The 22,419-nt window shown below is 45.6% G+C and carries 21 protein-coding genes and 1 other RNA gene; 15 read left to right on the forward strand and 7 right to left on the reverse strand.

Annotated features, from left to right (window positions below):
- Both parE and parC read left to right on the forward strand, forming a co-directional pair.
- Positions 1-1,268 (forward strand): DNA topoisomerase IV subunit B (gene parE / locus IRQ95_RS07015; RefSeq protein ID WP_194436275.1); only part of this gene is annotated, 1,268 nt, incomplete at its 5' end.
- 3 nt (positions 1,269-1,271) lie between these two features.
- A complete protein-coding gene (gene parC, locus IRQ95_RS07020; protein WP_194436276.1) occupies positions 1,272-3,551 on the forward strand; it encodes a DNA topoisomerase IV subunit A in 2,280 nt (759 codons plus the stop codon).
- Positions 3,552-3,623: 72 nt separating this feature from the next.
- Here the strand turns inward: parC and degS are convergent, their stop codons facing one another.
- The 3 genes from degS to zapG form a co-directional block, all read right to left on the reverse strand.
- Positions 3,624-4,688: an outer membrane-stress sensor serine endopeptidase DegS gene (gene degS / locus IRQ95_RS07025; protein WP_194436277.1), complete on the reverse strand. Its 1,065-nt coding sequence runs from the start codon at positions 4,686-4,688 to the stop codon at positions 3,624-3,626.
- 174 nt (positions 4,689-4,862) lie between these two features.
- On the reverse strand, positions 4,863-6,230 hold the full coding sequence (locus IRQ95_RS07030) for a DegQ family serine endoprotease (protein ID WP_194436278.1): 1,368 nt from the start codon (positions 6,228-6,230) through the stop codon (positions 4,863-4,865).
- A gap of 184 nt (positions 6,231-6,414) precedes the next feature.
- Positions 6,415-6,858, reverse strand: coding sequence for a Z-ring associated protein ZapG (gene zapG / locus IRQ95_RS07035; protein WP_194436279.1), 444 nt, complete (start codon positions 6,856-6,858; stop codon positions 6,415-6,417).
- A 191-nt stretch (positions 6,859-7,049) separates the two neighbouring features.
- On the opposite strand from zapG, the gene zapE reads away from it, so the two are divergent.
- From zapE to sspB, 8 genes are all read left to right on the forward strand, one after another.
- Complete coding sequence (gene zapE / locus IRQ95_RS07040) at positions 7,050-8,153, forward strand: cell division protein ZapE (RefSeq protein ID WP_194436280.1); 1,104 nt, start codon at positions 7,050-7,052, stop codon at positions 8,151-8,153.
- Positions 8,154-8,400: 247 nt separating this feature from the next.
- Positions 8,401-8,829: a 50S ribosomal protein L13 gene (gene rplM, locus IRQ95_RS07045; protein WP_123780961.1), complete on the forward strand. Its 429-nt coding sequence runs from the start codon at positions 8,401-8,403 to the stop codon at positions 8,827-8,829.
- 15 nt (positions 8,830-8,844) lie between these two features.
- Positions 8,845-9,237: a 30S ribosomal protein S9 gene (gene rpsI / locus IRQ95_RS07050; RefSeq protein WP_194436281.1), complete on the forward strand. Its 393-nt coding sequence runs from the start codon at positions 8,845-8,847 to the stop codon at positions 9,235-9,237.
- Positions 9,238-9,560: 323 nt separating this feature from the next.
- Positions 9,561-10,154, forward strand: a complete 594-nt coding sequence (gene petA, locus IRQ95_RS07055) for a ubiquinol-cytochrome c reductase iron-sulfur subunit (RefSeq protein ID WP_075649305.1) — start codon at positions 9,561-9,563, stop codon at positions 10,152-10,154.
- Positions 10,154-11,419 carry a cytochrome b gene (locus IRQ95_RS07060; protein ID WP_194436282.1) on the forward strand — a complete coding sequence of 422 codons (1,266 nt, stop codon included), beginning with the start codon at positions 10,154-10,156 and terminating at the stop codon, positions 11,417-11,419. The genes petA and IRQ95_RS07060 overlap by 1 nt, the downstream gene beginning before the upstream one ends.
- Entirely contained in the window at positions 11,416-12,153 is a 738-nt protein-coding gene (locus IRQ95_RS07065) for a cytochrome c1 (RefSeq protein ID WP_194436283.1), read from the forward strand. The genes IRQ95_RS07060 and IRQ95_RS07065 overlap by 4 nt, the downstream gene beginning before the upstream one ends.
- 98 nt (positions 12,154-12,251) lie before the next feature.
- Entirely contained in the window at positions 12,252-12,887 is a 636-nt protein-coding gene (sspA, locus tag IRQ95_RS07070) for a stringent starvation protein SspA (RefSeq protein WP_075649302.1), read from the forward strand.
- A gap of 10 nt (positions 12,888-12,897) precedes the next feature.
- Positions 12,898-13,383, forward strand: coding sequence for a ClpXP protease specificity-enhancing factor (sspB, locus tag IRQ95_RS07075; protein WP_194436284.1), 486 nt, complete (start codon positions 12,898-12,900; stop codon positions 13,381-13,383).
- A gap of 80 nt (positions 13,384-13,463) precedes the next feature.
- Here the strand turns inward: sspB and IRQ95_RS07080 are convergent, their stop codons facing one another.
- From IRQ95_RS07080 to IRQ95_RS07095, 4 genes are read right to left on the reverse strand one after another with little or no spacing between them, the layout of a single operon-like run.
- Positions 13,464-14,033, reverse strand: coding sequence for a BON domain-containing protein (locus IRQ95_RS07080; protein WP_194436285.1), 570 nt, complete (start codon positions 14,031-14,033; stop codon positions 13,464-13,466).
- 4 nt (positions 14,034-14,037) lie between these two features.
- On the reverse strand, positions 14,038-14,628 hold the full coding sequence (locus IRQ95_RS07085) for a phosphoheptose isomerase (protein ID WP_075649299.1): 591 nt from the start codon (positions 14,626-14,628) through the stop codon (positions 14,038-14,040).
- Between the two features lie 3 nt (positions 14,629-14,631).
- Positions 14,632-15,000, reverse strand: coding sequence for a YraN family protein (locus IRQ95_RS07090; RefSeq protein WP_194436286.1), 369 nt, complete (start codon positions 14,998-15,000; stop codon positions 14,632-14,634).
- Positions 14,975-16,798 carry a penicillin-binding protein activator gene (locus tag IRQ95_RS07095; protein WP_194436287.1) on the reverse strand — a complete coding sequence of 608 codons (1,824 nt, stop codon included), beginning with the start codon at positions 16,796-16,798 and terminating at the stop codon, positions 14,975-14,977. The genes IRQ95_RS07090 and IRQ95_RS07095 overlap by 26 nt, the downstream gene beginning before the upstream one ends.
- Before the next feature lie 63 nt (positions 16,799-16,861).
- On the opposite strand from IRQ95_RS07095, the gene rsmI reads away from it, so the two are divergent.
- The 5 genes from rsmI (at position 16,862) to IRQ95_RS07120 (ending at position 22,409) form a co-directional block, all read left to right on the forward strand.
- Entirely contained in the window at positions 16,862-17,725 is an 864-nt protein-coding gene (gene rsmI, locus IRQ95_RS07100; RefSeq protein ID WP_194436288.1) for a 16S rRNA (cytidine(1402)-2'-O)-methyltransferase, read from the forward strand.
- 471 nt (positions 17,726-18,196) lie between these two features.
- An RNA gene (rnpB, locus tag IRQ95_RS07105) (RNase P RNA component class A) lies at positions 18,197-18,626 on the forward strand.
- A gap of 754 nt (positions 18,627-19,380) precedes the next feature.
- On the forward strand, positions 19,381-20,331 hold the full coding sequence (rsmH, locus tag IRQ95_RS07110; RefSeq protein WP_194436289.1) for a 16S rRNA (cytosine(1402)-N(4))-methyltransferase RsmH: 951 nt from the start codon (positions 19,381-19,383) through the stop codon (positions 20,329-20,331).
- A 6-nt stretch (positions 20,332-20,337) separates the two neighbouring features.
- A complete protein-coding gene (ftsL, locus tag IRQ95_RS07115) occupies positions 20,338-20,655 on the forward strand; it encodes a cell division protein FtsL (protein WP_228481329.1) in 318 nt (105 codons plus the stop codon).
- Entirely contained in the window at positions 20,652-22,409 is a 1,758-nt protein-coding gene (locus IRQ95_RS07120; protein ID WP_194436290.1) for a penicillin-binding transpeptidase domain-containing protein, read from the forward strand. The genes ftsL and IRQ95_RS07120 overlap by 4 nt, the downstream gene beginning before the upstream one ends.
- Positions 22,410-22,419 lie beyond the last annotated feature (10 nt).

Raw genomic sequence — 22,419 nt, forward strand, 5'->3', positions numbered from 1 at the left:
AAGTGAACGGTAAAGATTACCAGTGGTACTACGAAGATGGTCTAAAAGATTATCTGGCAGAAGGGGTAAAAGGTTACACCCTGTTACCTGAAGAACCATTTACTGGTGAGTTCTCAGCAGAAACTGAAGCGGCTAACTGGGCGGTAATATGGCAGCCTGAAGGCGGTGAGATGATCACCGAAAGCTACGTTAACTTGATCCCGACGGCTCAAGGCGGCACGCATGTTAATGGTCTGCGTCAAGGTTTGTTGGACGCGATGCGTGAGTTCTGTGAATTCCGCAATCTGTTGCCACGTGGTGTTAAGTTAACTGGCGATGATGTGTTTGACCGCTGTTCGTACGTGTTGTCGGTTAAGATGCAAGATCCGCAATTTGCAGGTCAAACCAAAGAACGACTCTCTTCACGACAAACCGCAGCTTTTGTTTCTGGTGTGGTTAAAGACGTATTTAGTCTGTGGCTAAATGAAAAGCCACAACTCGCTGAACAGTTAGCGGAAGTTTGTATCGCGAATGCTCACCGCCGTATGCGCGCGAGTAAAAAAGTGGTACGTAAGAAAATTGCATCAGGCCCAGCACTGCCAGGCAAGTTAACCGACTGTTCGGTGCAAGACTTAAGCCGTACTGAAATCTTCTTCGTGGAAGGGGACTCGGCAGGTGGTTCAGCGAAACAAGCACGTGACCGTGAATTCCAAGCGGTAATGCCGCTACGTGGTAAAATTCTCAACACTTGGGAAGTGGCTGCTGACCAAGTACTCGCATCGCAAGAAGTTCATGATATCTCTGTTGCACTGGGTATCGATCCGGATAGCGATAATCTCGATAGCTTACGTTACGGTAAGATCTGCATCCTTGCCGATGCGGACTCGGACGGTTTGCACATTGCAACGCTGTTGTGTGCACTGTTTACACGTCACTTCCGTGCTCTAGTTGAAGCGGGTCATATCTATGTAGCTATGCCTCCACTGTATCGCATCGACTGTGGTAAAGAAGTTTTCTATGCCCTTGATGATGATGAGAAAGAAGGCATCTTAGAGCGGTTGTCGAAGAAGAAAGCCAAGATCAACGTGCAGCGATTCAAAGGTCTGGGTGAAATGAACCCACTGCAACTGCGTGAAACGACCATGGATCCGAACACTCGTCGTCTAGTTCAACTGACTATTGATGACAATGACGCAACGATGGAAATGATGGACATGCTACTCGGTAAGAAGCGTGCAGATGATCGTCGCGCATGGTTACAAAGCAACGGCGATATGGCAGAGGTTTAACGGATGTCTACAGAAATTACTTATGATGGCGTTGAACAGTTGCCAATGCGCAAGTTCACCGAAGACGCTTATCTAAACTACTCAATGTACGTAATCATGGACCGTGCGTTGCCATATATTGGTGACGGTTTAAAGCCGGTTCAACGTCGTATTATCTATGCAATGTCGGAGCTTGGTCTTTCGGCATCAGCAAAATACAAAAAATCAGCACGTACCGTTGGTGACGTGTTGGGTAAATACCACCCGCACGGTGACTCTGCGTGTTACGAAGCGATGGTATTGATGGCTCAGCCTTTCTCTTACCGCTACCCACTGGTTGACGGTCAAGGTAACTGGGGTGCGCCAGATGATCCGAAATCATTCGCGGCAATGCGTTATACCGAAGCAAAATTGTCTAAGTTTGCCGAAGTACTGTTAGGCGAATTAGGTCAAGGTACCGTTGAATGGCAACCTAACTTTGATGGCACGATGAAAGAGCCACAAATGTTGCCAGCGCGTCTGCCACACATTTTGTTGAATGGCGTAACGGGTATCGCAGTAGGTATGGCGACCGACATTCCTCCGCATAACGTGCGTGAAGTGGCGGAAGCAACGATTCATATGATCGACAACCCGAAAGCGGAGTTGGCGGATGTGATGCAGTTTGTTAAAGGTCCTGATTACCCAACAGAAGCGGAAATCACTTCGCCTCAAGCGGAAATCGAAAAGATTTACCGCACAGGTCGCGGTAGCATCAAGATGCGTGCGGTATGGCACAAAGAAGGGAGTGATATCGTTATTACTTCTCTGCCACACCAAACATCGGGTGCGAAACTGCTTGAACAAATCGCAAACCAGATGCGCGCGAAAAAACTGCCGATGGTGGAAGATTTACGCGATGAGTCCGATCATGAAAACCCGACTCGTATCGTGATTGTACCTCGTTCAAACCGCGTCGATTGCGATCAGTTGATGAACCATCTGTTTGCGTCAACGGATTTAGAAAAGAGCTTCCGTGTTAACTTGAATATGATTGGTTTGGACAATCGTCCTCAAGTTAAAGGCTTAGTGCAGATTCTTGCTGAGTGGATTGAGTTCCGTCGCGGCACTGTGACTCGTCGTCTACAATACCGTCTAGACAAAGTACTTGCGCGTTTACATATCTTAGAAGGTTTGTTGGTTGCTTATCTAAACCTAGATGAAGTGATTGAAATCATCCGCACTGAAGATGATCCTAAAGCTGTGCTAATGGCGCGCTTTGGTATCACCGATATTCAAGCGGATGCGATTCTTGATACCAAACTTCGCCACCTAGCGAAGTTGGAAGAGATGAAGATTCGTGGCGAGCAAGACGAGTTAGAGAAAGAGCGTGAGAAGCTAGAACAGCTACTTGGTTCTGAGCGCCGTCTTAATACGCTACTGAAAAAAGAGATCAAAGCAGACGCAGAGAAATACGGTGACGATCGTCGTTCTCCTTTGGTGGAACGTGCTGAAGCAAAAGCGCTCACTGAGCGTGACTTAGTCCCGAGTGAGCCTATTACGGTCGTGCTATCTGAGAAAGGTTGGATTCGTCATGCGAAAGGGCATGATGTCGACGCAGAAAGCTTAAGCTATAAGTCTGGTGACCAATATCTTGCCCACGCTCGTGGTAAGAGTAATCAGCAGGCGGTGTTCTTAGGCAGTGATGGTCGCAGTTACTCGTTAGAGTCGCATTCATTACCATCAGCACGTAGCCAAGGCGAGCCAATTACGGGACGTCTGAATGTTGCTGCGGGTACTTCAGTACGCCAAGTGATTATGGGTGAAGAGGCGCAGTTGTGGCTAATTGGCTCTGACGCGGGTTATGGTTTTGTGTGTAAAGGCAGTGAATTGCTGTCGAAAAACCGCAGCGGTAAAGCGCTAGTATCTCTACCGCAAAACTCACAAGTGATGACACCACAGACGATCGCTGATTTAGATAGTGATGAAATCTTAGCGATTACCAACCAAGGCCGTATGTTGTTGTTCCCTATTAAGGAACTACCGCAATTAGGTAAGGGTAAAGGTAACAAGATCATCAATATTCCAGCAGCGAAAGCGAAAGAGCGTGAAGAAATTGTTTCTCACCTGATTTCGATTCCTAAGGATTGCTCGATTACCCTGTATGCAGGTAAGCGCAAGTTAGGTTTGAAACCGTCTGATCTGGAGAACTTCCGTGGTGAGCGTGGCCGCCGTGGTGCATTGTTACCTCGTGGTTTACAACGTGTAACTCGCATCGAAATCGATTCAAACGATGCAGTAGCCGAAGACGTCATTAGTGAATAAAAGCTAACTAATAAAAAACCAGCCTCGGCTGGTTTTTTTCTATCTGAATGTTCTCTTTAAAATCTCACGATCTTATTCGCGAGTATCTTCTGCTACCGTGACAGGGATAGTCAGTTCCTCTCCCTTTCTCAGCACCAATATATCAACCGTTGTTCCAGGGCGAAGCTCAGTAACAATCTCCATTACACTTTGACGACCGTTGATTTTTTGCCCATCAATTTTCAAAATAATATCTTGAGCTTGAAAGCCAGCTTGCGCGGCAGGACCATTAGGATCGACGCCTAAGACAATAATTCCGCCTAAGTGCTCATTACCAAGTAAGCGAGCGGTTACTGAGGTGATATCTTGGCCATCTAAGCCGATGTAACCCCGGATCACTCGACCATCCGCAATGATTTTATTCATGATCAAATTGGCCAGTGAGTAGGGAATTGCAAATGAAATGCCATAGGTTTCTAAATCGGTAGCCTGTTGGAAAGAAGCGGTATTAATACCGACGAGTTCACCGCGCGTATTCACCAACGCGCCGCCTGAATTGCCTTCATTGATGGCCGCATCGGTTTGGATAAATGCTTGTCGACCGCCAGCACTGATAGAAGAGCGCCCAGTGGCTGAGATAATGCCAAAAGTGGTGGTTTGCCCTAAGTTGTATGGGTTACCAATAGCGAGAACAATATCGCCTACTTTGGCTTTGTAATTTGAGTTGAGCGGAATGACCGGAAGATTAGTGCCTTCGATACGTAAAATCGCAATATCGGTACGACGATCTTTACCTACTAACTGTGCAGCAGCCACGCGGCCATCTTGTAGGGCGACGATGATTTGGTCTGCTTGGGCAACCACGTGGTAATTTGTAATAATGTAGCCTTTTTCACTGACAATAACACCTGAGCCTAACCCTTGCGTTAACAGTTTAGAGCGATCTTCTTCGGTGTATTTACGGCTGTAGATATTAACAACTGCAGGTGCCGCTTTACGCACCGCATCATTAAATGACACTTGCAATGAACTAATATCACTAATGGGGTCAGTGATGTTGTCAGGCAGTACATTTGTGCGCAGTGACGGAACCGCTAGCAGCAGCAGTGCCGCTGTCGCAAGACCAAGTCCTACTGAGCGCAATAAAAAACTGAGCATACATTCCCCAAATGAATAACAGACAGAAGAAAATCAGAAGGATAGCATTATACCCAGCATTATGTCAGGTTGATTCGATATAGATGTCTATTCATTCACACCCCATGGTTCCGAGGGAACAAAAAGGGGCAGTAAATCGCTTTACTGCCCCTTTAGTATCAGTGGGTTTAACGTTTAACGTACCACAAGGTAAATCGTGCGGTCACCGCGCTGGATATTGAGCGCTAAAATACCTTTATGCTTCTCTACAATGGCACGGAATTCAGCAAGATTCTTCACTCTTTGGCGGTTAACGCCAATAATGATATCGCCTTGTTGCAGCTCATAGCTTGCTGCAGGAGAACCTTCTGCCACCGCAGTAACTTTAACACCTGTTGCTTTATCGCTAGCATTGGTATTAGTCAGCTCAGCTCCCGCAAGACCTTCATGCAATTTGTCGGCGGTGGTTTTGACATTGGTCTGTTCGCCAAGCACGACGTCAAAGTTTTTCTCTTTGCCATCACGTAAAATGCCAAGCTCTACCTTTTTACCGGCACCAAGCGTGCCAATTTTGGCTCTAAGTTCATGGAAGGTACTGATTGATTTGCCATTGACTGAAACAATGATGTCACCAGCTTTCAGGCCCGCTTTTTCTGCTGCGCTGTCAGGCATGACTTGGCTAACAAAAGCACCTTTGCTTGATTCATACCCCAAAGCTTCTGCAAGTTCAGACGTCACTTCACCACCTTGAACGCCGAGCATGCCTCGTTTCACTTCACCAAATTCAAGAATTTGCTCAGTGAGGTTTTTCATCATATTTGATGGAATAGCAAAACCGATGCCGACGTTACCGCCGTTGGGACCGAGAATAGCAGTATTGATACCAATCAGTTCACCGTTAAGGTTTACCAGTGCGCCGCCCGAGTTGCCGCTGTTGATCGCCGCATCGGTTTGAATAAAGTTTTCGAAGTTTTCAATGTTTAGACCGCTGCGGCCTAAAGCGGATACGATACCCGACGTGACCGTTTGACCTAAGCCAAATGGGTTACCTATCGCTACGCTAAAATCGCCTACGCGCAACTTGTCAGAGTCGGCCAGAGTGATTTGAGTTAAGTTCTTCGCTTCTTCAAGTTTTAGCAGCGCAATATCAGACATTTCATCGCCGCCAATCAGCTCGGCATCGTACTCGCGACCATCGTGCAGTTTAACGCGGATCTTCTCCGCCCCTTTAATTACATGGAAGTTGGTAACGATATAGCCTTTTTTGGCATCGACAATGACACCAGAGCCTAGCCCTCTAAATGGACGCTCTTGCAATTGTTCAGCAGGGAAGTCAGGCCCAAAGAAAAAGCGGAACTGATCAGGAATACGTTGACGTGATACTTGGGTGCCTTCGACATCAATGCTTACGACCGCAGGAGTCACTTTTTCTAGCATAGGTGCAAGACTAGGTAATTGTTCACCACCAACGGATACTGGAAGCGCTGCGGTAGCAGGCAATGATGTGATGAGCGAACTTAAGCTTAGAGATAATGCTGTTAAGACAAGCAAAGGTTTTTTCATCGAATAACTCCTATAAAGTGAGGACCTATTAAAGAGCCAACAGGTAGAGAGTCCTTGTTGGCTCGTTACGTCCTGCTTATGTACGTAACTATTTACGTAACAAATAGCAGAACAATAGTGACTTATGGGAGATATGACTCGAAAAAAACTATTTAGTTCACAGAGGACTAAATTTATTCAGTTTTTAAGAGGCTTTTTTTTCCTCACTTTGCTCTGGTGCGTCGACGTATTCTTTCTTCTCTTCACGTAGCAGACCAGTTGCGCCGTTAGCATAATCTTTTGGTGCGTCTTCTAAAGATTGGTCGGCACTAGAAGCATTTTTTTGCTGTGCGACTTTTTGGGCAAATGGGTTGTCTTGTTCAGGGATGTTTGGCAATAGTTCAGAAGAGGTTTTCGCCATATGTTGGTAAAGCTTCGTGTACTCTTTACCAAGAGAATCCAACATTTCCGCTGATTGAGCAAAGTGATCGGTTAACTCTTGTTTTTGCTGCTCAAGCTCAAACTTCGCTGTTTCTAAATCTTTGTAGAGTTTCTTTTGTTTCTTGTAGTCAGGTGCGGTAAAGCGGGAAATAGCAAATCCAATCACTGCGCCAACAAGCACACCTACAAGGGCATAAATCCAAGGCATAATTGCTCCTTATTATTTGTTTTACATGTTGTTTACCAGGTGGTTACACATGCTCATATCACATGGTACTATGAGAAATTAAACCAATAAAGAAAAATGCGTGTGACCCTATCCAGCGAAACTGCGCAAAACATAGTATAGAGCAGAGAGATTGGATAGCTAGGCGCTGCAGTGAAACTAAGGTCTAGCCCATGACACCGTTACAAAGATACCAATCTGATATTGAACTGCACAACTTCCAACAAGATAGTGCACAGCTCCAAGCCGTCGAAGCCCTTGATAACCTATACCACCAGTTTATTACTTACCAGCAAACGCCTATTGAGGTGCAGCCTAAATGGAAGAGTTGGTTTGGTAAAAAAGACGTTTTGCCTCAAGCACCGCAAGGGCTCTATTTTTGGGGCGGGGTAGGTCGCGGAAAAACGTATTTAATGGATACTTTCTTTGATGCGCTGCCGAGCGATAAAAAAATGCGGGTGCATTTCCATCGTTTTATGTTGCGTGTGCATGATGAGTTGAATGCGTTAGGTGATAAAAGTGACCCACTGAATGTGGTGGCCGACAAGTTTAAGCAAGAAGCTGAGATTATCTGCTTTGATGAGTTTTTTGTTTCAGACATCACCGATGCAATGATTCTAGGTACTCTATTTCAAGCCCTCTTCGAACGTGGCGTTATTTTAGTTGCAACGTCGAATATCCCTCCGGATGATTTGTACCGCAATGGCTTGCAACGTGCTCGCTTTTTGCCTGCAATAGAATTGATTAAAAAGAACTGTCTCATTATGAATGTAGACAGTGGTGTTGATTATCGACTAAGGACTTTAGAGCAAGCTGAGATCTATCACTATCCGCTTGACCAAGCTGCGAGTGATAATATGCAGCGTTATTACTTGCAACTGGTAGGCGAAGGTAAGCAAGGCTCGGCGCACATTGAAATCAATCATCGACAGATAGCGGTAGAGCGAGCTGCTGACGGTGTGTTACATGCGACCTTTGCCCAGTTGTGTCAAACAGCACGCAGCCAGAATGATTACATTGAACTGTCCCGTATCTATCATACGGTGCTACTTGCTGATGTTGTGCAGATGGATCGTACTATTGATGATGCAGCTCGACGTTTTATCGCTTTAGTGGATGAGTTCTATGAGCGTAACGTGAAGCTAATTATATCGGCAGAGATCGAGTTAGAAGCGCTTTATACTCATGGTCAGCTTGAGTTTGAATTTAAACGTTGTATCTCGCGCTTAACTGAGATGCAAAGTCATGATTACTTAGCGCTAGAGCATTTAGCCTAAGTAAACAAAATTTTCGCTGTTGAAGTAAAAAGTGGGATCTTTCTTAAAAAAAAGAGATGATTTTTTCAGCTCACTTCAATATAATCCTGCGACCCACCGTTACTGCAGACCTGATATCGAAGTTATTTCGGAATTTGGTCGAGAGTGCCAACCGCTCGAAGGGGTGATGACTGGGCTCTTAGACAGTGTGGGAGTACCGTGGGTACTCCTGTAAAGTTTAATCTTAATTTAACGGGTTATTATTAGCATGAAAACTTTCGTTGCTAAACCAGAAACTGTAAAACGCGACTGGTACGTTGTAGACGCTGAAGGTAAAACTCTTGGCCGTCTAGCAAGTGAAATTGCATCTCGCCTACGTGGCAAACACAAAGCTGAATACACTCCACACTGTGACGCTGGTGACTACATCATCGTTATCAATGCGGAAAAAGTTACTGTAACTGGTAACAAAGCTAAGAACAAAGTTTACTACCGTCACTCTGAGTTCCCTGGTGGTCTTAAATCAATCACTTTTGAAAAGCTGATCGATCGTAAGCCAGAAATGGTTCTTGAACTAGCGGTTAAAGGTATGCTTCCACGTGGTCCTCTAGGCCGTGCTATGTACCGTAAGCTAAAAGTTTACGCTGGCGCTGAGCACAACCATGCTGCTCAACAACCACAAGTACTAGACATCTAATCGGGGATTTCGAAAATGGCAGAGAATCAATACTACGGCACTGGCCGTCGCAAAAGCTCAGCTGCGCGTGTTTTTATCAAACCGGGTACTGGCAACATCGTAATCAACAAGCGTAGCCTTGATGAATACTTCGGTCGTCCAACTTCTCGCATGGTTGTTAAACAACCTCTAGAGCTAGTTGAACTAACTGAGAAACTAGACCTATACGTTACTGTTAAAGGTGGCGGTATTTCTGGTCAAGCTGGTGCGATCCGTCACGGTATCACACGCGCTCTAATGGAATACGATGAGTCTTTCCGTCCTGCTCTACGTGCAGCTGGTTACGTTACTCGTGACGCTCGTTGCGTTGAACGTAAGAAAGTTGGTCTACGTAAAGCACGTCGTCGTCCACAGTTCTCTAAGCGTTAATCTTTTTACAAAGATTCGCTTCCAGTTTTACTGGAATGTGGCGTCAAAAGCCTGGCTATATGCCAGGCTTTTTGTTTTTCTGCGCCAAGTAAATCTTTTCCCAATCTCATCTGCAAAAATACTTCCCACATCAATGTTCTGCTTTTGTGACGACTTTAGCGTTTGTATTCATAAATGTTGCAAAAAAGTAGCTTTACCTTGTCAAAAAGTAGGGTTTTAATTATCATTTGCGCTCAAATAAATACAACAAAACTCAATTTGTTAGCCATGCTCTTGGTAAGGAATAACAATAATCCATAAGGAGCAAATGGGAGAATGTTTGGATGAGCAATGCGCCTTTAAATAACGGTCGTAGACGCTTTCTGACCGCAACAACAGCCGTTGTTGGTGGTTTGGGAGCTGCAGCGGTTGCCGTGCCTTTTATTAAATCTTGGAACCCAAGTGAAAAAGCGAAAGCAGCAGGTGCCCCAGTTGAAGTTGATGTCAGCAAACTGGAAGAGGGGCAGATGGTACGCGTGGAATGGCGAGGTAAACCTGTATGGGTTGTCCGCCGCGCACAGACAGTTGTGGATACTTTAAACGAACTTGATGGTCAACTTCGTGACCCAGCATCTGGTGAAGAGCAGCAGCCTGCTTACGCACAGAATGCTTTCCGTTCTATCAAACCAGAATATTTTGTCGCCGTGGGTATTTGTACTCACCTTGGATGTTCTCCTACCTATTTACCTGACAGTTTCAGTGAGCAGGTTCAAGGTGTGAAATCGGGCTTCTTCTGTCCTTGTCACGGTTCAAAATTCGATATGGCTGGTCGCGTATTTTCTGGCGTGCCAGCACCATTAAACTTGGTTGTGCCTAAGCATATGTACTTAAGCGATACCAGGATCATGATCGGTGTTGATGAAGAAGGGGAGGCATAATGCAAGCTCTACTGGATTGGGTAGAAAAACGCTTACCCGCAATGAATGCGTACAAGAAGCACCTTTCTGAATATCCAATGCCAAAGAACTTTAACTTTTGGTATTTATTCGGCTCACTTGCTATGTTGGTGCTTGTTAACCAAATCCTCACAGGGATTTGGCTAACCATGAACTACGTGCCTTCAGGAGAAGGTGCATTCGCTTCGATTGAATACATTATGCGTGATGTAGAATACGGTTGGTTGCTGCGTTATATGCACTCAACGGGCGCATCGGCATTCTTCGTGGTGGTTTATCTCCACATGTTCCGTGGTTTAATTTACGGTTCATATCAGAAGCCTCGCGAGCTTTTATGGGTATTCGGCATGCTTATCTTCCTTGTGTTGATGGCTGAAGCCTTTATGGGTTACCTGCTACCTTGGGGACAAATGTCTTACTGGGGCGCTCAGGTAATCATTTCTCTATTTGGTGCGATTCCAGTGATAGGCGATGATTTAACGCTATGGATTCGTGGTGACTACGTAATTTCTGGAGCGACACTCAACCGCTTCTTTGCTCTGCACGTAATTGCTCTGCCAATCGTACTGTTGTTGCTTATTGTGTTGCACGTATTGGCGCTGCACGAAGTGGGTTCAAACAACCCTGATGGTATTGAAACCAAACTGCCAAAAGGCAGCATGGGCGATGATTATCAAACCCAGTTCAAGTTCCACGATTACTACTCGAAGAAGTACGACATTATCGATTCTGTCCCATTCCATCCTTACGGTACGGTGAAAGACTTGGTTGGTGTAGCAGGCTTCTTATTCTTGTTCTGTTACGTACTGTTCTTTAACCCAGAGATGGGCGGTTACTTCCTTGAGCCACCTAACTTTGAAGCGGCTAACCCACTGAAAACACCCGAACATATTGCTCCTGTTTGGTACTTCACACCGTTCTATGCAATTTTGCGTGCGGTACCTGATAAGCTGCTTGGTGTTATTGCCATGGGCGCGTCGATCGCGGTGTTGTTTGTTCTGCCATGGTTAGATCGCTGTAAAGTACGCTCGTACCGTTACCGCAGTAAGTTCCACTTAGTTAATATTATTCAGTTCACCATCTGCTTTGTCGCGTTGGGTGTCTTGGGTGCGCTTCCTGCGACCTCGTTATATACACTCCTTGCGCAGATCTTTAGCTTAGGTTACTTCATGTTCTTCGTTTTACTGTATTTCTACAGTAAGAATGAGGCAACGAAACCATTACCAGAGAGGGTGACATTCAAATGAAAAAGTGGATTTTAGTTTTATTTGCAATGTTGCCATCGCTGGCGATGGCAGCGGGTGCAAACGTACCTTTAGACAAAGCAAATAACGATTTGACGGACCAAGAGTCACTGCAAAACGGTGCAAAGCTGTTTATGAATTACTGTTTTGGTTGTCATTCAGCCCAGTATCAGCGCTATGAGCGAGTTGCTCGTGATATTGGAATTCCGGTTGAGTTAATGAAAGAGAACCTGATCTTTGACCCGAATGCCAAAATTGGTGACTTGATGGAAAATGCCATGCCTGAGAAGCAAGCTGCTCAATGGTTTGGTGGTCCAGCGCCAGATTTAACCTTGGTGGCTCGTGTTCGTGGTACTGATTGGCTATACACTTACTTACGCTCATTCTATGAGGATCCATCTCGTCCATTTGGCGTTAACAACGTGGTATTCCCAAGTGTTGGTATGCCGCACGTATTGGAAGAGCTGCAAGGTATTCCAACCCCAGTCATGGGCACGAAAGTGGTCGATGGTGAAGAAGTAGAAGTTGTGGTCGGCATCGAGACAGATGGTTCAGGTGAGCTAAACTCAGAAGAGTACGATCAAGCTGTACTTGATTTGGTTAACTTCCTTGAGTATTCCGGTGACCCAGTGAAACTTGAACGCCATACTCTTGGTTGGTGGGTAATGGGTTTCCTAGTGATTTTCACTATCGTGGTCGTGTTGCTCAAGAAAGAGTATTGGCGTGATGTGCATTAATTGTGCTATCATGTCGTGCTAATTACCATATTTGACTGTTTACAATGGAGGCTTAGCCTCCATTGTTTTTTATTTCTGTAAGTGTGCTGGAGGGCTCCATGGCTGTAGCTGCCAATAAACGTTCTGTGATGACTCTATTCTCAAGTGCATCTGATATGTATAGCCATCAGGTGCGTATTGTTCTCGCTGAAAAGGGCGTAAGCGTTGAGGTTGAGCTAGTTGATGAAGCGAACTTGCCTGCGGAATTGATTGAGTTAAACCCATACAAAACTGTTCCAACTCTAGTTGATCGCGAGCTAGCTCTATATGACTCAAAAATCATTATGGAGTACCTAGATGAGCGTTTCCCTCATCCACCTCTAATGCCTGTTTACCCAGTAGCTCGTGGTAACAGTCGTCTAATGATCTACCGTATCGAAAAGAACTGGTACTCACTAGCAGAGAAAGTGGTAAATGGTACAGCTGAAGAGTCAGATGCTGCACGTAATAAACTGCGTAACGACCTGCTAACTCTTGGTCCTGTTTTCGCAGAGTTTGAATACTTCATGAGTGAAGAATTCAGCCTAATCGACTGTTACCTTGCTCCGCTATTATGGCGTTTGCCTCAACTAGGTATTGAACTAGTAGGCCCTGGCTCTAAAGAGCTGAAAGTTTACATGAACCGCGTATTTGAACGTGATTCATTCCTAGCTTCATTAACTGAAGCTGAACGTGAAATGCGTCTAGTTCGTTAATTTCACTGTAATGGATATTTCAAACATGACCCCACGCCGCCCATATTTGCTTCGTGCATTTTATGAGTGGCTGGTGGACAATGATTTAACTCCTCATCTAGTGGTAGCAGCGACGTTACCAGGTGTACGCGTTCCGCAAGAATTTGTTCAAGATGGACAAATTATTCTTAACGTTGCCCCTCGTGCCGTTGGTAATCTTCAGCTTGGTGATGATGAAATCACATTTAACGCTCGCTTTAGCGGTCGACCACACGTTGTAATTGTTCCTCTTTATGCGGTTCAGGCTATCTACGCTCGTGAAAATGGCGCAGGTACAATGTTTGACCCAGAAGAGGCCTACATGGATGCGTTCGATGATTCTGATGATGGTTACATCGAAGAAGTTGAAGAGGGCGTAGGTTTATCATTAGCAGAAGAAACAATCGAAGAATCTGCGAGTAGTGATGACGAACCGCCACGACCAAAAGGTCGACCAAGCCTACGTGTAGTAAAATAATACTGCTAGATGGGTTAAAAAGTCGCATTAAAAAAGCAGCGTTTATTCGCTGCTTTTTTTATCGCTAAAACGTTAACAGATTAGTCGCCGTACTGGAATGCTTTGATTACCTGTTTAACCCCAGAGATGTTGCGTGCGATCTCAGCCGCTTGATCGGCGTGAGCGCGAGACACATAACCAAGTAAAAACACCTCTCTATCTTCTGTGATAACTTTAATCTTCACAGAAGCCAGTTCTTTATTAGTCACAATCGCTGACTTCACTTTAGTGGTAATCCAGCTATCGTGGCTGATTTCACCAAGTGATAACGGTTGTTTGATGCGTACTTGATTATGAACTTGCGTCACGCCCGAAATTTGACGAGCCTGTTGCGTAAATTCATTAAGAAGTTGTTCGGTACTCGCTTGGCCCATCAAAACGACCACACCTTTATATGAACTGGCGTTAATGCGCACCGCTCCTTTGTATGGCGCTTTGTTGGTTAAACCGGCAACTTCAAGCTCTATATTGCTGTCGTTCCAAATTTCTTTGGTTGTGCGAGTGTCGGTGACGATGTTCACAGTCGTCGCGGCACCGGCAACGAATAAACCTGCACATCCGGTGCTGGAGAGTAAAACTAGGCTAACAAATAGAGCTTTAACAAATTTCATCTCATTACTCTTCGTGAGCTGGGAATAGAACTTGATCTATCAAATCACATAAGCAGTGCAAGGTCACCATGTGTACCTCGTGAATTCTTGCGGTTCTGTGAGATGGGATACGAATTTCCACATCGTGTTCGCCCAATAGACCAGCCATTTCACCGCCATCTTTGCCAGTAAGTGCAATAATGGTCATATCACGAGTTACTGCCGCTTCCATCGCTTTGATGATGTTTTTGCTGTTACCACTGGTGGAAATCGCCAGCAAAATATCACCAGGTTGACCAAATGCACGAACTTGTTTCGAGAAGATTTGTTCGTAGTGGTAGTCATTTGCTACCGCGGTCAAGGTGGTATTATCAGACGTTAATGCCATTGCTGGTAGGCTAGGGCGTTCAGTCTCAAAGCGGTTAAGCAAACAGGAGACAAACTGTTGTGCATTGGAAGATGAGCCACCGTTACCACAGCAGAGAATCTTGTTGCCATTAAGCAGGCTAGAAACCATCGCTTGTGCAGCATGGGTGATGGCATCGGGTAGTGCTTCTGCCGCTGCAATTTGAATTTGAATGCTTTCTGTGAAGCTCTCTTTAATGCTATCGAGCATCAGTTATCCTTGCGTGATTGCGTTTTTTATCCATTCTACTTGTTCGCCATTGTGATGAATAGCGACTAAATCAAAACGGATATTGGTTGTGTGGATAGACAAACCTTGTTGAAGCAGCCATAAGTTGGCGGCCTTGAACAGTCGTTGCTGTTTCGCGTAAGTCACGGTTTCCGCGGCATGCCCAAAATGTTGGTTTTTACGATAGCGCACTTCGACAAAAACAATGCAGTCATTGTCTTTCATGATCAGATCGATTTCACCACCTTTGATACGAAAGTTACGCGTTATCGATGTTAAACCACAAGCGGAAAGATGTTTCTCCGCTTGCGATTCAAAGAACAATCCTTTACTTAGCTTGCTCAGTAGCGCCATGTTCTGCCCAGCTAATTTCTCGCTGTACAACACAGTTATTGTCGATGCTGAGAACGCCAGTATTACCATTTATTGTCGAACCTTGAACGACTTTCAATTGTGGTAGTTGTTCCATCAATAGGTAAGCGTCCATACCCAGCGCTTGAAGTCGTTTCTCAGCGTTTGAACCTTTAGGCCACATTTGATTCATTTGCGCTTCAATGGCACTGTTTGGTTGAATCAACAGTGGAATGTCGCTGTACATCACACCCGTTAGATCTTCATATTGCTGACGACCACTGTTGCTGCGTGAATTTGAGAACAATTTTGGTGGATTGGTATCAGGGTTAATCGCCACTTCAATAAATGGTTTGATCAGTGTTAGCTCACTGCTACCCGCAACAATATATACAGCGTCAATGTCACGACGGCTGCGAGGTTGGCTTTCCAACTGCATTCTCAATAGAGATTCCATTTGAGCAATGTGTTGCTGACTATCTTGCAGGCCAAAGGCTGTGTTAATGCTACGCTGAAGTTGGCGCTTGTCTGTAAATAGGTTTACCGCAACTTTGTTGGTGCTGTATTTGTCCCACTCTTGATCAAATGCTTCGACAACGCGCTGACCAAGGCGGCCTTTTGGCGCCAAAATAAGTGGGTAGCGATAGCCTTGTTCATACAAATGCTTCGCTGCTTGCGCGACTTCTTGTTCTGGAGATAGCGCGAGATAACAAATGTTCGTTCCGGATTGAATGTCATCAGGAATGTTTAGCGCCAGCATGGGTAACGGTGTGCCAGCGGCAGTTTGCGCTTGTTGCAGTGCTGCAATATTGCCTTTGACCAGAGGACCGACAACAAAATCGATATTTTTATCGATAAAGGTTTGTTGCAAACTCGCTGGATCATTAATGTTGGTATCAATAACCGTTAACGTTGCGTTTGGATCGCGTTGCTCATCGTTCATCATTTGTAGAATGAAACCATCACGGATCAGCTGTGCTTGTTTGGCAAACTTACCCGATAGAGGTAGCAGAAGCGCAGTATTGACCGGTTTAGTGATTTCTAACGATAGAATGTTATTGATAGATTCCGGTGTGTACATAGCTGCAGGATGACTAGGGTTTTCGGCTAGCCATTGCTCGATACTGCTTTTTAGCTGACTGATATTGCCCGCTAATGCGGCATTGTAAGTCGCTAACTGAACCCAACCAGCAAATACCGTTTCATTAGGCACTACGGTAAATTGGTTCAACTCTTGAGCAGAGTAATGAGTGAGATTTTCCCAAATACTTTGAGCTAGGTAGCTTTGTTGAGATTTATCTTCAAACTCAGTGAGTCGTGACAGTTCGCGAGCTGCTGCAAAGTAGTTTTGCTGTTTTGCAAAGCTGTCTGCACGCAGTTGGTAATAATCTTTCCATTGCTCATTGGCAAGGCGCCAAGTTGGGCGGAAGTTCAATAGTTCACTTGCTTGGGCAAATTGCTGATTGTTATAGAGCATTTGCGCACGAGCCAACTGCCATTCCGCTTGCTGCATATCAGTCAGGGGTTGACGAGATAAGCGAGCGATAAGCAATTTAGCTTGGTTGGTATCGTTTGATTCAACCGCTGCTTTTAATGCCATGATTAACCAATCACTTTGCAAATTACCTTCACTGCTGTCTGCTTGAATCAAATAGTCAGTGACTGAGCGAGTTGGATCACTAGTGATATCAACGCCTCGAGATGTCGATGAAGTAGACGAACACGCCGCTAAAACGACCGCGAGGGCTACAGGAGTGAGTAAGCGTGGTACACTTAATCGCTTGTGGTTATTCTTGGCCATGAGTTCTTTGTAAATTCCGTATAAGATTGTGTCTATATTAATCGTTGAAGTGATGCTAAACAAATGACAGATAATAAAACCTTACCTGCACAGATCCCAACTCTCTACATTGTACCAACTCCAATAGGTAATTTGGGGGATATCACCCAACGTGCGATTGAAGTCCTAAATAGTGTAGATCTTATTGCAGCAGAAGATACCCGTCATACAGGTAAGTTACTAGCTCACTTTAATATTTCGACCAAAACCTTCCCATTACATGATCATAATGAACAGCAAAAAGCACAGGTTTTGGTAGAAAAATTATTATCAGGGCAATCTATCGCGTTAGTTTCTGATGCGGGGACGCCACTTATTAGTGATCCAGGTTACCATCTTGTATCGCAATGTCGTCAAGCGGGCGTAAAAGTTGTTCCACTTCCTGGCGCTTGTGCGGTCATCACGGCACTAAGTGCTTCGGGTTTACCTTCAGATCGCTTCAGCTTTGAAGGCTTTTTACCACCAAAGAGTAAAGCAAGAAAAGATAAGTTGCTAGAGATCGCTAAAGTAGAGCGCACTTGTATCTTTTATGAGTCGCCACATCGTATTTTAGACTCTCTTGATGACATGTTGGATATTCTTGGTCCTGAGCGTGAAGTTGTACTGGCACGTGAGCTAACGAAAACTTTTGAAACCTTCCAAGGTTTGCCGCTTGGCGAGTTAGTCGAGTGGGTGAAAGCGGATGACAATCAGCAACGTGGTGAAATGGTATTATTAGTTCACGGCCATCGTGAAGTTGCTGACAACACATTACCTGATGAAGCGTTGCGTACACTGGCGATTTTAACCAAAGAGCTGCCACTGAAAAAAGCCGCAGCGTTGGCCGCAGAAATTTACAACCTGAAAAAGAACGCACTCTACAAGTGGGGTTTGGAGAATCTGGATTAAGGTAATCGGAACGCTGCGCTTCGGGACGTGGGAACGGACTTTGTCCTACGGAACGTTTTGCTTCGCGACGTAGTAAAGGGCGTTGCACTAGTTCGCGCTAACCTAAGATTAGCCATTCCATAGAGCGCGTTAGCGCGAGTAGGGAATCTTGTTTTGTTGTGTGAAAGCGAGATCCCCAACTCGCTCGTTCCTCGCTCTTGAGGATGACGGGGTTTAGCTCATACACTCTACGAGTGAAAAACATTGACTCAACTTGTCCTTGAAAAGACAAAATATCCCGCATCCCGCATCCCGCATCCCGCATCCCGCATCCCGCATCCCGCATCCCGCATCCCGCATCCCGCATCCCGCATCCCGCATCCCGCATCCCGCATCCCGCATCGCCCACTTTCTAATCACTTAAACCTCTCATTGCCCCATATTTGTGATCTTGCTAGACAGGGTGCGCCTAACTCTATACAATCCGGCCTCGGAGTTGACTGGGTAGTCGCTGCTTTGTTGATGTCCTTCGGGAGACTGACGTTGAGGTCCTTTGGGAAACTGACGTTGACGTCCTTCGGGAGACTGACAAAGGGGAGGAAAGTCCGGGCTCCATAGAGCAGGGTGCCAGGTAACGCCTGGGGGGCGCAAGCCTACGACAAGTGCAGCAGAGAGAAGACCGCCGATGGCCCGCAAGGGATCAGGTAAGGGTGAAAGGGTGCGGTAAGAGCGCACCGGACGACTGGCAACAGTTCGTTGCAGGGTAAACTCCACCCGGAGCAAGACCAAATAGGCCTCCACATTGCGTTGCTCGCGTAAGGAGGCGGGTAGGTTGCTCGAGCCAGTGAGCGATTGCTGGCCTAGACGAATGGCTACCGCCGCGCAAGCGGAACAGAACCCGGCTTATATGTCGGCTCCAATCCTTTGGATTCACAAGGCCTCGCATTTATGCGGGGCCTTTGTGATCTCATCGTTTAAAATTTCCGTCGTTTCGTTTGAACAATCAATTTTTTGTGGTCTTTTCGGCTAGAGCATCGTAAGGGCCTTTAAGCCTTAATACGTTCAGATTTCTTACCTTAACGAATAACTTGAATTCAAATGCTTACGGACAATGATTGAGATTTATAAACTAAAGTGCTAGTTGTGAATTGACCAGAGAGTTGTTCGTTTACTAAGCTTTGGTTAGCGAAGAGAGCATGAGCGATCCCCCGTTTATGCTCGAACAGCAACACTTAACTGATCAGCACAATGTGAGTGTTGCGATACTTATGCCGCCTTAACGGGCGGCCTTTTTTATCTTCAAGATTGTGATGAGTCTGATTGATAGAATATATTCACAATGTTGAGAGTTTATAGTAGTGAGCGTTTACCCAACACTCTTAGGTATGCTAATCTCCGTGCCGCTTGAAAAGAGGTGGTTGAAGTTACTGGTAAAGCTTGCTTGTTGATTACGCGTGTTTTACTCGGGGACAAAATTCCACCACAATACATTTTCGAGACCCATTGTGACGCTTTCGTTATAATGGGTTTTTTGCTTTTTATTGACGAAATTTATTTTGTAAGCAATAAACTTAGCGCAATATCACGTGAAGCCTCCCTATCAAGGTGGCGTTAAGTGATGAAATCAGTACACTGAGAGTGAGCACGTATTACTACGCTAGCTAGATGAGATAACTATGACAGAAGCATTCAAACACATATCTGTATTACTAAATGAATCCATTGATGGGTTGGCAATTAAGCCAGATGGCACTTACATCGATGGTACGTTTGGTCGTGGCGGACACAGCCGCACTATCTTATCTAAACTGGGTGAGAATGGCCGCTTGTTTAGTATTGACCGCGACCCTCAAGCGATTGAGGAAGCGAAGAAGATAGATGATCCTCGCTTTACCATTGTACATGGTCCATTTTCTGGTATTGCGACGTACGCACAGCAATATAACTTGGTCGGCCAGGTAGACGGTGTCTTATTTGATTTAGGCGTTTCCTCGCCACAGCTTGACGACGCAGAGCGCGGTTTCAGCTTTATGAAGGATGGTCCATTGGACATGCGTATGGATCCGACATCAGGGATTCCTGTTTCGCAATGGCTTATGGAAGCTGACTTAGACGACATTACTTGGGTAATTCGTGAGTTTGGTGAAGATAAGCATGCTCGCCGCATTGCCAAAGCGATTGTCGCTTACCGTGAGAACGAAGAGAACGAGCCATTAACTCGTACTGGTCAGTTAGCGAAACTGATTTCTGAAGCGGCACCGAAGAGCTTTAAAGAGAAGAAACACCCTGCAACACGTGCCTTCCAAGCGTTCCGCATCTATATCAATAGTGAACTGGAAGAGATCGATACTGCACTGAAAGGCGCAGCTAGTATTCTTGCTCCGGAAGGTCGCTTGTCAGTGATCAGCTTCCACTCACTTGAAGATCGCATGGTAAAACGCTTTATTCGCAAAGAGAGTAAGGGCCCGGAAGTTCCGCATGGCATTCCTTTGACAGAAGAACAAATCAAAGCATTGGGCAGTGCTAACCTCAAAGCGGTTGGTAAAGCAATTAAACCAAGTAAGCATGAAGTTGAGTTGAACGCACGTTCGCGTAGCTCAGTATTACGTATTGCTGAAAAGCTGTAATCCATTATGAAGAAAACCACACCTAACCTTGCAAAGCTGATTGGTCTTGACCTGATCACCGTCGGGCGTATTCCGTTGGCGATATTGCTGCTTATTTTTGCAAGCGCAATGGCTGTGGTTTTTACTACTCACCACACGCGTGCAGCTATCTCTGATAAAGACCAAGCTTTGAAGGAGCGCGAGCGACTTGATGATGAGTGGCGAAACTTGCTATTGGAAGAAACGGCACTAGCAGAACATAGCCGTGTCCAAGCGGTAGCAAAACAAGACTTGGACATGAAGCGACCTGATTCAGATAAAGAAGTGGTGATTGATTTACCATGAGTTCCAAAAAAAAGGTCGAAGCTGCGACCCAACCTACTGCTGTTGAAGCGCCACAATTGATTCGCTGGCGCTTTAATCTCGTTCTATTCTTTGTATTTCTTATCTTCGCCGCTCTTGTCGCGCGCATCGGCTATATCCAAATCATTGAGCCAGATAATTTAATTAAGCAAGGTGATTTGCGTTCTATTCGAGCTCAAACTCTCTACTCAGCGCGTGGCATTATTTCTGATCGCAATGGTGAGCCTTTGGCGGTGAGTGTACCCGTTGAGGCTGTGTGGGCCGATCCGGTGACTATCTTCAAGAAAGATGAAGACGAAACAGAGCAGAAAAAGGAATGGCCAGATGATATTGATCGCTGGCATGCGCTTGCAGATGTACTTGGTCTTGACCGCCAAGAGATGATAGCGAAGATTAAAAAGAATAAAAACCGTCGCTTTATCTACCTTCAACGTCAAGTTAGTCCTGCGATGGCGAACTATATTCGCGAATTAAAGCTTGCCGGTATTGGGCTAAAGAAAGAATCACGCCGCTATTATCCAGCAGGTGAAGTCAGTGCTCATTTAGTAGGTGTGACAGGGATTGACGGGCATGGCTTGGAAGGGGTTGAGCGTAGTTATGATAAATGGTTAACCGGTGAAGCTGGTAAGCGCATTATTCGTAAGGATCGCTATGGGAAAGTAGTTGAGAATATCGCTCTAGAAAATAGAGAAGAAGGTAAGCCACTGACTTTAACTATCGACCAACGTTTGCAAGCAATTGCTTACCGCGCCATTAAACAAGCTGTCGCTGACTATCGAGCTACCTCAGGTTCGGCGGTCGTGCTGGACGTCAAAACCGGTGCAGTGCTAGCAATGGTCAACGCGCCATCTTATAACCCAAACAATCGTGCTGATTTGCAATCGGCGAAAATGCGTAACCGAGTGATCACCGATGCGTTTGAACCAGGTTCAACGGTTAAACCTTTCGTTGTGTTAGCCGCACTAGAAAATGGTGTGGCAGATGAAACCACTGTGATTGATACCGGCAACGGCATTATGCAGATTGGTGGTAGCCGAGTACGCGACACTTCCAAAGTGGGCAAGGCGGATCTAACCACTATATTGAAAAAGTCGAGTAACATTGGTGTTGCGAAGCTGGCACTAAAAATGCCTCTTGAGGCCCTGCTTGGAATGTATAGTTCAGTGGGTTTTGGTTCTCGTTCAGGGTTGAACTTAGTCGGTGAAACTGATGGTATCTTCCCTAATCGTCGCCGTTGGTCACAGTTTGAAATTGCAACCTTATCGTTCGGTTATGGTTTAACGATTACCCCACTTCAACTTGCTCACGCTTATGCCACCTTAGGTAATCTTGGTGAATATCAACCGGTGCACATTATCGAGAACAACGAACAAGACTTTTCTCGTCAAGTTATCGACAAAAAACATGCACGTATGGTGCTTGATATGTTGGAAACAGTGACTCAGCCGGGTGGTACCGCGACGAAAGCAGCTGTTCCTGGCTACCGTATCGCCGCTAAAACCGGTACCTCCCGAAAGGCAATCGCTGGTGGTTATGGTGATGAATACTTTGCCTATACCGCAGGGGTGGCGCCAGCCAGTGATCCTCGAGTCGCTTTGGTGGTGATAGTCAATGAGCCACAAGGCGATAACTATTATGGTGGTTCTGTAGCAGGACCAGTGTTCTCTGAAATAATGAAAGGGACGCTGCAAATACTAAATATCGCACCGGACGAAAATAAATTTAAGCAGGAATAGAGAGAGATCT

Origin of the sequence: Vibrio fluminensis, assembly GCF_015278125.1 — a bacterium.
In the GTDB taxonomy this organism is placed as follows: domain Bacteria; phylum Pseudomonadota; class Gammaproteobacteria; order Enterobacterales; family Vibrionaceae; genus Vibrio; species Vibrio fluminensis.